The following is an 11,495-nucleotide window of genomic DNA, read 5'->3' as shown; positions in this document are numbered from 1 at the left end:
CACGGGGTGCGGAAACCATTGACTACGGGGTTCAGACAGCGTTGTCTTTCACTGGCCCTGGGGAGGTACAACAGTGATCGACGATGTGTCCCTCGTATTCTGCGTGACCGCCGACGTGTCGGTGCGCGAGCGGATGGTGCGGCGCCTGAACGGCCTCGGCACCCTGGTGATCTGCACCGACCTCGCGGAGTTGCAGGCGATGATCGGCCCGCCGGCCAGCAGCCGGCCAGCGCGGCTCTCCACCGCCGCAACCGTTCCCACTCCCGCCGCAGCCGCTCCCGCCGTCACCGCCGGCCGGACCAGTCTCGGTGACCTCACGATCGACCCACTCGGCCATCTGGTGACGTGGCGTGGACAACCGCTGGCCCTGACCCGACTCGAGCGTCGCCTGCTCACCCAGCTCGCCACGGCACCGCTCGGAGTCTGGACGTACGAGAGGCTCTTCGAGTCGGTCTGGGGCTGCGCGTACCTCGGCGACACGTCGATCCTGCACTCGGCCGTCAAGCGGTTACGCCGCAAGCTGCGCGCCGCCGACGACACCCTGCGCGTGCACACCGTTCGCGGGATCGGTTACCGGCTCAGCGTAGGATGAGCCCAGGGATAAGCAGAACGGCTCGTCACCGGGCTTTCGGTGACGAGCCGTTCTCTGTGGTGGGCGATACTGGGTTTGAACCAGTGACCTCTTCCGTGTCAAGGAAGCGCGCTCCCACTGCGCCAATCGCCCGTGCTTGTTGCCGAGGTGGGGACGGGATTTGAACCCGCGTAGACGGCTTTGCAGGCCGTTGCCTCGCCTCTCGGCCACCCCACCGAGGTTGCCCCCGTCATGCGTGGCGGCAGCTCCGAGCGGACGACGGGATTCGAACCCGCGACCCTCACCTTGGCAAGGTGATGCGCTACCAGCTGCGCTACGTCCGCACGCCCCCGGACGTTCCCGGGTGACGGATGAGAACTTTAGCCGAGCCGGTGAACGACTGCCAACTCGGGGTCGCCTCGGCGCGTCCCACCCTCGGCGCGGGTGGGATCAGCGCCCGCCCGCAGGGCTTCCTAGGGGGCTGGTCTGATGCCGCCATTCGTTGCGGGCGGTCACCCTCCGAAACCATTAGGCAATCATCGTCATCATCGTGTCGCAGGTCGCGAGAAGGGTGTACGCGCGCATCAGCTCGTGCCGGCGGACCTCGACGGACACTCCTTGGAGAACGACCGAAGAGGGCCTGAGAAAGTGTCCGGCTTCCGACTGTCGCAGCGCGGATCAGGGTGCGGTGGTAACTGTTCGTGTTCACTCGGATGGGCTACGGTAACGGTCGTGACGAGACGTGCGGCCGAGATCCGCCTGGATGCCCTGCTGCGCACCGCCTGTGACGTGATCGTGGAGCGCGGGCTGGCCAATACCCGAACGGCGGATGTGGCGCAGGCCGCCGGCGTGAGTCAGGCACTGGTTTTCTACCACTTCGCCACCAAGGAGCGGTTGCTCTCACAAGCGTTCGCGTACGCGGTCGAGCAGGATCTCGCCAGACTGGACGTGGTGACCCGGTCCTCGGCCCCACCGCTGACCAAGCTCCGCCGGATCCTCAAGCTCTACACCCCGGCCGGCCGTGGTGCCTCGTGGTCGATGTGGATCGACGGCTGGTCCGAGTCGCTGCGTACGCCGGAGTTGGAGAAGGTCTCCCGCCGACTCGACCTGCGCTGGCGTCAGGACCTGGCGGCGGTGATCTCGGCGGGCGTGGCCGACGGCACCTTCCAGTGCGCCGACCCGGACGGGGCCGCCTGGCGGATCAGCGCGGTCATGGACGGCCTCGCCGTCCAACTCGCCGTGCACGACCGGGTGATCTCCCGCCGGCAGTTCGGCGAGTGGGTCAGGCTGGTCACCGCCCGGGAGCTCGGCCTGGACCCCACCGACCTGGACTGAGCCGGGCGGCCAGCGCAATCACCCACACCAGGCCGGGCAAAACGGCTCGGCCCGCCCCGTGGACCGGAACAATCGGCAGCATGGATCTGCTGGAGGCGTACCGCCGGAGCCTGGCCGAGTTCGTCGACCGGGTGGACCAGGTCGAGCCCGGCCAGTGGTCCGACCCGACACCCTGCTCGGACTGGGACGTGCGCACGCTGGTCAACCACGTGGTGAACGAGGACCGGTGGAGCGTTCCGCTGCTCGCCGGCCGGACCATCGAGGAGGTCGGCGACCGACTCGACGGTGACCAGCTCGGCGCCGACCCGATCACGGCGGCACGGGAGGCGGCCGCGCAGGCCGAGATCGCCGCCACCCATCCCGGCACGATCGACCGCACCGTGCACCTCTCCGGTGGCGACACCCCCGCCGCGGAATACCTCCAGCAACTCCTCGCCGAGCACCTCATCCACGGCTGGGACGTGGCGGTGGCGATCGGCGTACAGCCTCGGCTCGACCCGGACGCCGTGCGCGTGGCCGCACGGTGGTTCGCCAACGAGATCGACGACTACCGGCGCAACAAGCTGGTCCGGACCGGGGTGCGGGTGCCCGACGACGCCGACGAGCAGGACCACCTCCTGGCCGCCTTCGGCCGCGACCCCGACTGGGCACCGAGCGACTGACCCCTCCCGCGGCGTCACGCTCCGGCGGTGGACGCCCCCGTGTGCCGTCGCCGCCGTTGGGGCGAGCACCCGCCCATCCTTCACCCGCCGCCACAGCGGCGGCACCAGCGCGACGGCCGCCACCGTAGGTGGTGGCCGCCGTCGTGCGCGACGTGGAATGCCCGTAGCCGGTCGTCGCCGAGCAGCATGTCGATCACCGGAACCCGGGCGAAGACTTCGAACTCCTGGCCCGTGGGCGCCCCCAGCCCTTGCCGCCATCACGATCGACTGATATCCACAGATGCACATGCGTCATCGCGCACTGACGGTCGGCGATTCGCCGGCCATCCCGCTCCCACGAGGAGGTCCCGTGCCACAACCGGAGTGGTTACCCCCGATGAGCCGGCGTCGACGCCGGCTCATCGCCGTCCTGGCAACGACGGCGACGGTCGCCGCGCTGCTCCCCACCGGCGTGAGCACCGCGGCCCCCACCGGCAACGCGGCGTCCGCCGCGCGCAGTTCCGGACCGTTCGCCGAGGGCCACGAGCCCGCAGACGTCGACAACCGCACCGGTACGGCGGCACCCGACGCCCGCCAGCGCGGCCTGGCCCGCGCCGCCGACCCCGACGTCCGGTGGAACCGACTCGGCACCCCGCAGGCGCTCGGCCCCGGTCGTACCCCTCTCGCCACCGGGCTGCCCGCCGACCCGGAGGCCGCCGCACGCGCCTACCTGACCGCCAACCGCGACCTGTTCGGGCTGGACGCCACCTCGGTGGCCGCCATGGAACGCGTGCTGGTCCGGCCGATCGGCAGCGGTGCCGTGGTCACCCTCCGGCAACGGTTCGGCGACCTGCCCGCCGGGCCGGACGGCCTCGTCACCCTCGCGGTCGCCAAGGGCACGGTGCTCTCGGTCAGCTCCTCGCTGGCCCGCAACACCGGAACACCGGCACCGGCCACCCGCACCGCCGAGCAGGCGTACGCCGCCGCGCTCGCCGACGCCAAGCTGACCCCCGGCGCGGTGGCCAGCCACACCATCCGGTCGGTGGCCGTACCCACCCCGCTGGACGGGCCACGGGCCGCCTACGAGGTGACCATGATCGGCGCGGACACCGAGCACCCGGCCGCGTTCACCACCTACGTGGACGGCAGCACCGGGCAGGTGCTGGTCCGCGAGGACCTCGTCGACTTCGACTCCGACAACCCGAGCTGGGCGGTCTTCCCGGCCACCCCGCCCCGCGACCTCGGCCCCGGGCAGGACCCCCGGGTGCGCTGGTGCGGCGACCCGGCACCCGGCTGCCAGGCCGCCTGGCGCGACCCGGCCACCGGCCAGCCGTGGGACGTCGACGCGGCCACCGGCACGCCGACCTTCACCTCGCGCGGCAACTCGGCCAACACGGTGCTCTCCTGGGGTGCCGGCACCCCCGTCGTCCCGGCGCCCACCAGCCCGGACCGTCGCTACGAATACCCCTTCACCGACCAGTGGCACCAGTCGAAGTGCAACCCGGAGGTGTTCACCTCCGCCCAACGCAACGACGCCGACGCGTCGATCGCCAACCTGTTCGCCATGCACAACCGGATGCACGACTGGTCGTACCAGTTGGGCTTCACCGAGTCGGCGTGGAACCTCCAGGCGGTCAACCTCACCCCGGCCGGGCTGGGCGGTGACGCCGAGCAGGGCCGTGCCCAGCAGGGCGCGCTGACCGGCAACCGGAACAACGCCAACCAGGGCACCCCGCGCGACGGGCTACCGCCGACCACCAACATGTACCTGTGGCAGCCGCAGGCGGGCGGGCCGTACCCGCCGTGTGTGGACGGCGACTACGACATGACGGTGATCGGCCACGAATACACCCACGCGATCACCAACCGGATGATCGCCGGCCCGGACAGCGGGATCAGCGGCCACCAGGGCGGGGCGATGGGTGAGTCGTGGGGCGACCTGCTCGCCGCCGAGTACCTCTTCCAGCACGGGCTGCGCGCGCCCGGCGAGACGCCCTTCATCACCGGCGGCTACGTCACCGGCAACCTGGTCAGCGGCATCCGCAACTACGACCTCAGCCGCAGCCCGCTCAACTACTCCGACATCGGCTACAACACCGGCGGTCCGGCCGTGCACGCCGACGGGGAGATCTGGGGCGCCACCAACTTCCGGGTCCGCTCCGCGCTGGTCAAGCGGTACGGCCTCGGCACCCCGCAGCGGCAGCTCGACTGCGCACAGGGGAAGGTCGCCGCCGACCAGTGCCCGGGCAACCGGCGCTGGTCGCAACTGGTGTTCGACTCGTTCCTGCTCCAGGCCGCCAGCCAGGTCAGCATGCTCGACATGCGGGACAACATGCTCACCGCCGACCTGCTCCGCTTCGGTGGTGCCAACCAGGACCTGATCTGGGCCGAGTTCGCCCGCTCCGGGATGGGCCGGGACGCCGCCACCAACGGCGCCACCGACACCGACCCGACGCCGAGCTTCGCCTCGCCGCGTGGTGGCAACGCCACGCTGACCCTCCGTCCACGCGGGGACAGCGCCGACGCGCCGATCCGGGTGTACGTCGGGACGTACGAGGCGCGGGCGACGCCGATCGCCGACACCGACCCGGCGACGCCGATCCCGGACACCGTGGAGATGGTGGCCGGCACGTACGACCTGCTGGCCGTCGCGCCCGGCTTCGGGCACCAGCGGCTCAGCGTGGTCGCCCGGGCCGGTCAGGACGGGTACGTGGACCTGCGGATGAGCCGTAACCTGGCGTCCACCGCATCCGGGGCGACGATCACCGGTGACGGGGTCAACCTGGACCGGGTCGCCGACGACACCGAGGCGACGAACTGGGCCTCCCTGGACGGGGTGGCCGGCCGGCAGCTCACCGTGGTGCTGCCCGGGGGCGCCCCGCAGACGGTCAAGCGGGTGAACGTCAGCGCGATGCTGCGCCCGGCGATCGCCGGCGACGCCGACACCGGCAGTCAGAACGCGCTCAGCGCGCTGCGCTCGTTCGCGGTGTCCGCCTGCAACGCGACGACCACCGACTGCGCCGACCCGGCGCGGTGGCAGCGCATCTACACCAGCGTGGGCGACGCGTTCCCCGGCGGGGCGTACCGGGCGTACAGCCGGGACATCAATCTCCGGACGTTCGCGGTGCCCAGCACGGTCGCCACCCACCTGCGACTGGAGGTGCTGGCGAGCCAGTGCACCGGTGGCCCGCACTACGCGGGTGAGCAGGACGACGACCCGGCCACCACGACGGACTGCGCGACGGCCAGTCCGGCCCGGTCGCAGGTCAGGATCGCGGAGTTCCAGGCGTTCTCCAACTGAAAAACCGTGGGGGTCGGCGGCAGGTCCGCCGGCCCCCACGGCCCTGAGGTCAGCGGCGGGCCGGTCGCCAACGGTCGGCGGTGGGGGGCCGCTCCCAGCGCCGGTCCACCGGTGGGTCGTCGGGCTCCGTGGCATCTGCGCCCGCAGCCCGGGTCAGGTGCCGTAGCCGCATCAGCAACCCCATCCCGAGGAAGAGCAGCAGCCCGCCGAGCAGGAACGCGGCCTGCACCACCCCGAACCCGCCGGTCTGCGAGACCGGGCGTCCGGGCGCCGGCGGCGCGGCGTCAACCGGGTAGTCCCCCACCGGCTCATCCACGGACGTGCTCTCCTCCTCGGCCGGCGCGCTCGGTGTCTCGCTGGGCTCCGACGGGGTGGCGGTCGGCTTCGGCGTGCTGGTCGGAGTGCCACCCGCACCCACCACCGAGCGGGTGGCCGTCTGTCGGGCCAGCAGGCGCGCGTTGGCGTCGTACGCCTCGGCGGCGAGAGTGACCCGCCCCTGGGTGACGTCCTCGGCGAAGGCCACCCGGTAGCGGGCGGTGACCGTGCGCCCCGGGCAGAGCGTGCCCGGGTCGAGCTGCCGGTCGGTCAACCGGGCCACGTCACCGTCGGTCTGAATCTGCAGCGGGAAGTCACCGGTCTCCTCCACCCGGTCCATCTTCACCTGGTCGAGCCGGAGGCCCTGCACGCTCAGCACCATCGACCAGCGCACCTTCACGCAGCCCCCGCGCCGGTCCGTCCGGGAGACGACGGCGGACACCGTGCGCACCTGCTCGCCGGCGGTGAACCGGGCCGGCAGCCCACTCAGTTCGGTGCTGAACGCCGCCTGCGCCGGAGCGGCCAATGCCAGCTCCACCCCGCTCAGACAGGCCAGCACCACCCCTACCCGCACCGCATACCGCCACACCGTCACCACCGTCGCCCTCCGTTCGGTCGTCTCCACTGAGCAACGCTAGGAGCGGCCCGTCGGCCGGACCAGACGGGTGTGTTCGCACCGACCGGCAAGGACGGGGTGGGTTTTCACCGACGGTGGTGAACCGGTCACCGCTCCCCCGCGACACGCCGGCCACCGGGCCGCTGGGACAATCGGCGACGTGTCCGAGCTCTCCAGCACGTTCGTCCGGCTGCACGCCCGGCTGGCCCCGGTCCCGTTCGTCCCCGAGGTGCGGCTGCACCAGGCGGACGAACCGATCGGGCTGTGGGAGCTGACCGAGGGAGAGTTCTCCACCGATCGGCCGCCGCCGTTCTGGGCGTTCGCCTGGGCCGGCGGGCAGGCGCTCGCCCGCTACGTGACCGACCACCCGGAGCTGGTCGCCGGCCGCCGGGTGCTCGACCTCGCCTCCGGCTCCGGTCTGGTGGCCATCGCCGCCGCCCGCGCCGGCGCGGCGTCGGTGCGAGCCGTCGAGGTGGACGAGCTGGCGGTGGCGGCGGTCGCCCTCAACGCGGAAGCCAACGGGGTACGCGTCGACGCCGAGTTCGGCGACATCCTCGACGGCGACGCCGGGGACGCCGAGGTGGTGCTCGCCGGTGACGTCTTCTACAGCGACGCGATGGCCCGCCGGGTGCTGCGGTTCCTGCTGCGCGCCACCCGGGCCGGCGCACCGGCGCTGGTCGGTGACCCCGGTCGGGCGTTCCTGCCCCGGGACCGCTTCGACGAGCTGGCGGCGTACGACGTGCCGGTGCCGGAGGCTCTGGAGAGCGTCCGGGTGAAGCGCACCACCGTCTGGAGGTTGCGCGCCGGGCTGCCGGGAGCCCCCGGCTAGCGTGTCCGGGTGCTGTTCCGCAGCTGGGCGCGGGTGACCGATCCCGCATGGCCGGACGTGGCCCGGGTGCCGGACCACGTCGGCGGCACGCACCTGGTCGTCACCCGGCACGCGCTGGTCCGTCACGTCCTCGCCGACCCGGTCACCTATCGGCCGGACAACGCGCTGGACGCGGTGACGCCGATGCCGGTGACCGCGCTGCGGGTGCTGGCCGGGCACCGGTTCCGGCTGCCGCCGACCCTCGCCAACAACTCGGGCGCGAGCCACCCGCAGATCCGGGCGATAGTCGCGGACGCGCTGCACCCCGCCCGGGTCGCCGCGCAGCGGCCCTGGCTGACCGCGCTGGTCCGGGACCGGGTCGCTGGGCTCGGCGCGGCCCTCGACGCCGGCGAACCGGTCGACCTGTACGCGGACCTCGCCGCCGACCTGCCGCTGCTGGTGCTGGCCCGGCTGGTGGAGCTGCCGGACGCTCCGGTCGGCGCGGTCAAGGAGTTCGCCCGTGCCGCGCTGGAGTTGTTCTGGGCTCCGCTGGACGTCGACCGGCAGGTGACCCTCGCCGCCGAGGTGGGGCGGTTCCACCGCGTACTGCGCGACTTCGCGACCACCGGCGGCGGGTTGGCCGCCGAGCTGCGCGTGGCCGGGCACCCGCCGGACGTGGTGGTGGGCGCGCTCTTCTTCCTGCTGGTCGCCGGCCAGGAGACCACCTCCCAGTTCCTCACCCTGCTGCTGCACCGGCTGGCCGGCGAGCCCGCGGTCCGGGCCGGCCTGCGCACGGGCGAGGTCGCGGTGGCCGACGTGGTGGAGGAGGGGCTGCGGCTGGAACCTCCGATCGTCACCTGGCGGCGGGTGGCGGCGACGGACAGCACGCTGGGTGGCACGGCGGTGCCGGCCGGCAGCAGTCTCGTGCTGTGGCTGGGTCGCGCCGGTCGGGACCCGGCTGTCGTGCAGTCCCCCGACGAGTTCCGCCCGGGTCAGCGCGGATCCCGCCGGCACCTGGCGTTCGGGGCGGGCGCGCACCGCTGCGTCGGTGACGTGCTGGCCCGTATGGAGGCGGCCGTGGTGGTGGCCGAGGCAGCGCCGCTGCTGGACGGGGTGCGGGTGGTACGTCCGCCCTGGTGCCCGGACAATCTCACCTTCCGGATGCCCGACGCCTTCGTCGTCCGGCGCTCGTCCGGGGCACCGGCCTGAGGAGATCCTGATCTCTGTTCGGTAGGTTTCCCGGCGTGTCAGCGACCCCTGCGCGTCGGATCCTCGCCGTCGTAACACTTCTGGCCCTGCTGGTGCTGAGTGCCTGCACAGCCGGACCGGCGTTGCACGTCCGACGGATCGCCATGGACCAGCCGGCCCTGTCCACCTCCCCTGCCGCGCCGTCGACCTCGCCGTCTCCGACGACGAAGCCCGTGGCCGGGAGCCTGGACTGGTACGTGTCCCAAGTGCCGACCTTCCCCGAGGCGCCACCGCCGCAACCGGTGCCGCTGCCCGAGACCGGCACGGCCCAGTTCTGGCACCGCCTGCCCACCGACCAGAGGGTCGCCTTCATCACCATCGACGACGGTGGGCTGGCCCGTCCGCCCGAGGCGGCCGAATTCATCTGGCGGGCGCACATCCCGGTCACGATGTTCCTGAACTCACCGGCCGCCGAGGAACACGACGTCTACTTCCGGCAGATCATGGTGGCGGGCGGGGTCGTCGAGAACCACACCATCACGCACACCTCTCTGGCCGGCCGGTCGTACGACCGCCAGAGGCACGAGATCTGCGGTGCCGCGGACAAGCTGGAGGCGCTGTTCGGCAAGCGACCGACCCTGTTCCGGCCACCGTTCGGCGAGCACGACGCCACCACGCTGAGGGCCGCGCACGACTGCGGCGCGAAGGCGGTCTTCCACTGGACCGAGACCGTGCACGAGGGCAAGGTGCGCTACCAGACCCCGGAGAAGGTGGTCCAGCCCGGCGACGTGCTGCTCATGCACTTCCGGCCGGCGCTGATGGACGACCTGCTCGCGGCGCTGAAGGCGATCCACCGGGCCGGGCTGACACCGGCCCTGCTGGAGGACTACGTCCGCTGACCGACCCGGCCGCGACCTGACGAAAGTCAGAGTCCGGTGCTGCCGTTCGGGCGCGGTGCGGCAGGGGGCCGCGCGCCTAGCGTCAGCGCATGATCACATTACGTGGGTTGACGAAACGGTTCGGGGCGACCGTCGCGGTCGACGCCTTGACCGTCGACATCGCGCCCGGCCGGGTCACCGGGTTCCTCGGCCCCAACGGCGCCGGCAAGTCCACCACCATGCGGATGATCCTCGGGCTGGACCGTCCCAGCGCCGGGCAGGCCCTCATCGGCGGGCGCGCGTACCGGGAGTTGCGCCGGCCGCTGCACGAGGTCGGGGCGCTGCTCGACGCCCGTGCCATCCACCCGGCCCGCTCCGGCCGGGCGCACCTGCTGGCCATCGCTCGCAGCAACGGCATCCCCACCCGTCGGGTGGACGAGGTGCTCGACGCCGTCGGGCTGGACGCGCGGGCCGCCAGGAAACCGGGACGGACTCTCTCCCTCGGCATGGGCCAGCGGCTCGGCATCGCCGGCGCGCTGCTCGGCGACCCGCCGGTGCTGATGTTCGACGAGCCGGTGAACGGCCTCGACCCGGACGGGGTGCGCTGGGTGCGGCAGCTCATGCGCTCGCTGGCCGACCAGGGACGGACTGTCTTCGTCTCCAGCCACCTGATGAGCGAGATGCAGCTCACCGCCGACCAGCTCGTGGTGATCGGCCGGGGACGACTGCTCGTCGACGCCCCGACCGACGAGGTGATCGCCGGCAGCGCGGTCGCGGTCCGGGTCCGCAGCCCGCACCCGGACGGCCTCGCCGCCCTGGCCGCGCGCCTCACCGCCGCCGGCGCGACAGTGCAGGCGGCCGACCGCAACGAGCTGACCGTCACCGGCACCACCGCCGACCGCGTCGGGGACCTGGCACACGAGCTGGGCGTACGACTGCACGAGCTGAGCCCGCACGGCGCGTCGCTGGAGCAGGCGTTCATGGAGCTGACCGCCGACAGCGTCGAGTACGCGGGCGGAACGACCGGAGGTGGGGCGCGATGAGCACCAGTACCCGTGGTGGCGCGGTGGCCGCCGAGTGGACCAAGCTCTCCTCGGTGCCGAGCACCTGGTGGACGGCGCTGGCCGGGCTGCTGGTGATGGCCGCGAGCGCCGGTCAGCTGGCCATCTACGCCGCCAACGACAACACCAACGACGACCCGACCGACGACCGGGGAATCGTCACCGTCGGCAGCGTGCTGATCGACTCGGTCGAGTTGACCCAGTACGTGGTGCTGGCCCTCGGCCTGCTGGCGATCACCGCCGAGTTCACCAGTGGCACCATCCGGACCACGCTCCAGTGCACCCCGTCGCGTGGCCGCGTACTGCTGGCCAAGGCCGCCGTCGCCGGCACCGTCACCTTCGCCCTCGGTCTGCTGCTCGGCGGCGTCGGCGCCCTGGTGGCCCGACCGGTGCTCGGCAAGTGGGGCAGCGCCCCGGTGGCCGGCACGATCGGCGACATCGTGGCGGTGGCCGCCTACCTGGCGCTCATCGGCGTGCTCGCCCTGGGCCTCGGCGCCGCGCTGCGCAACGCGGTACTCACGATCACCGTGCTCCTCGCCACCCTGATGATCGTGCCGTTGTCGCTTCAGGAGCCGGACATCGACGTGCTGAACCGGATCGCCGACGTGTTCCCCGGCGTGGCCGGAGCGCACTTCCTGGCCGGCGACACCGAGCCGTACCCCAGCCTCGTCGGGCTGCTGCTGCTCGCCGGCTGGGCGGGGGCCGCGCTCCTGCTGGGCCGGGCCGCGCTGCGCCGCCGCGACGCGTGACGCCGGCGGCTGAGCGGGGCCGCGCCGCCCCC

The 11,495-nt window shown here is 72.6% G+C and carries 10 protein-coding genes and 3 tRNA genes; 9 read left to right on the top strand and 4 right to left on the bottom strand.

Annotation, left to right across the window (positions count from 1 at the left end; genetic code table 11):
* Nucleotides 1–115: 115 nt before the first annotated feature.
* A complete protein-coding gene (locus tag CLT68_RS14805; protein ID WP_486482433.1) occupies nt 116–592 on the top strand; it encodes a winged helix-turn-helix domain-containing protein in 477 nt (158 codons plus the stop codon).
* A gap of 57 nt (nt 593–649) precedes the next feature.
* On the opposite strand, the gene CLT68_RS14800 is transcribed toward CLT68_RS14805, so the two are convergent.
* From CLT68_RS14800 to CLT68_RS14790, 3 genes are all read right to left on the bottom strand, one after another.
* Nucleotides 650–724 (bottom strand) — tRNA-Val (locus tag CLT68_RS14800).
* Nucleotides 725–737: 13 nt separating this feature from the next.
* Nucleotides 738–808, bottom strand: a tRNA-Cys gene (locus tag CLT68_RS14795).
* 34 nt (nt 809–842) lie between these two features.
* A tRNA-Gly gene (locus tag CLT68_RS14790) sits at nt 843–915 on the bottom strand.
* Nucleotides 916–1,303: 388 nt separating this feature from the next.
* On the opposite strand from CLT68_RS14790, the gene CLT68_RS14785 reads away from it, so the two are divergent.
* The 3 genes from CLT68_RS14785 (at nt 1,304) to CLT68_RS14775 (ending at nt 5,848) form a co-directional block, all read left to right on the top strand.
* Nucleotides 1,304–1,906, top strand: a complete 603-nt coding sequence (locus CLT68_RS14785) for a TetR/AcrR family transcriptional regulator (protein WP_088946899.1) — start codon at nt 1,304–1,306, stop codon at nt 1,904–1,906.
* An 80-nt stretch (nt 1,907–1,986) separates the two neighbouring features.
* Nucleotides 1,987–2,568, top strand: coding sequence for a TIGR03086 family metal-binding protein (locus tag CLT68_RS14780; RefSeq protein ID WP_099851556.1), 582 nt, complete (start codon nt 1,987–1,989; stop codon nt 2,566–2,568).
* A gap of 349 nt (nt 2,569–2,917) precedes the next feature.
* Entirely contained in the window at nt 2,918–5,848 is a 2,931-nt protein-coding gene (locus tag CLT68_RS14775) for a M36 family metallopeptidase (protein WP_199177049.1), read from the top strand.
* Nucleotides 5,849–5,897: 49 nt separating this feature from the next.
* Here the strand turns inward: CLT68_RS14775 and CLT68_RS14770 are convergent, their stop codons facing one another.
* Nucleotides 5,898–6,788: a hypothetical protein gene (locus CLT68_RS14770; protein ID WP_486482172.1), complete on the bottom strand. Its 891-nt coding sequence runs from the start codon at nt 6,786–6,788 to the stop codon at nt 5,898–5,900.
* Nucleotides 6,789–6,939: 151 nt separating this feature from the next.
* Between CLT68_RS14770 and CLT68_RS14765 the strand changes: the two genes are divergently transcribed.
* The 5 genes from CLT68_RS14765 (at nt 6,940) to CLT68_RS14745 (ending at nt 11,463) form a co-directional block, all read left to right on the top strand.
* Complete coding sequence (locus CLT68_RS14765; RefSeq protein ID WP_088946896.1) at nt 6,940–7,608, top strand: class I SAM-dependent methyltransferase; 669 nt, start codon at nt 6,940–6,942, stop codon at nt 7,606–7,608.
* A gap of 9 nt (nt 7,609–7,617) precedes the next feature.
* The gene (locus CLT68_RS14760; RefSeq protein WP_099851551.1) at nt 7,618–8,796 is read left to right on the top strand and encodes a cytochrome P450; all 1,179 of its coding nucleotides are present in this window, start codon (nt 7,618–7,620) and stop codon (nt 8,794–8,796) included.
* A 35-nt stretch (nt 8,797–8,831) separates the two neighbouring features.
* On the top strand, nt 8,832–9,674 hold the full coding sequence (locus CLT68_RS14755) for a polysaccharide deacetylase family protein (protein WP_486482171.1): 843 nt from the start codon (nt 8,832–8,834) through the stop codon (nt 9,672–9,674).
* Nucleotides 9,675–9,763: 89 nt separating this feature from the next.
* A complete protein-coding gene (locus CLT68_RS14750) occupies nt 9,764–10,696 on the top strand; it encodes an ATP-binding cassette domain-containing protein (RefSeq protein ID WP_099851548.1) in 933 nt (310 codons plus the stop codon).
* Entirely contained in the window at nt 10,693–11,463 is a 771-nt protein-coding gene (locus CLT68_RS14745; RefSeq protein WP_143743185.1) for an ABC transporter permease subunit, read from the top strand. Before CLT68_RS14750 ends, CLT68_RS14745 begins: the two co-directional genes overlap by 4 nt.
* The last annotated feature ends 32 nt before the right edge of the window (nt 11,464–11,495 follow it).

Source organism: Micromonospora sp. CNZ299 (assembly GCF_002754415.1).
This window is presented reverse-complemented; position numbering and strand designations above follow the sequence as displayed.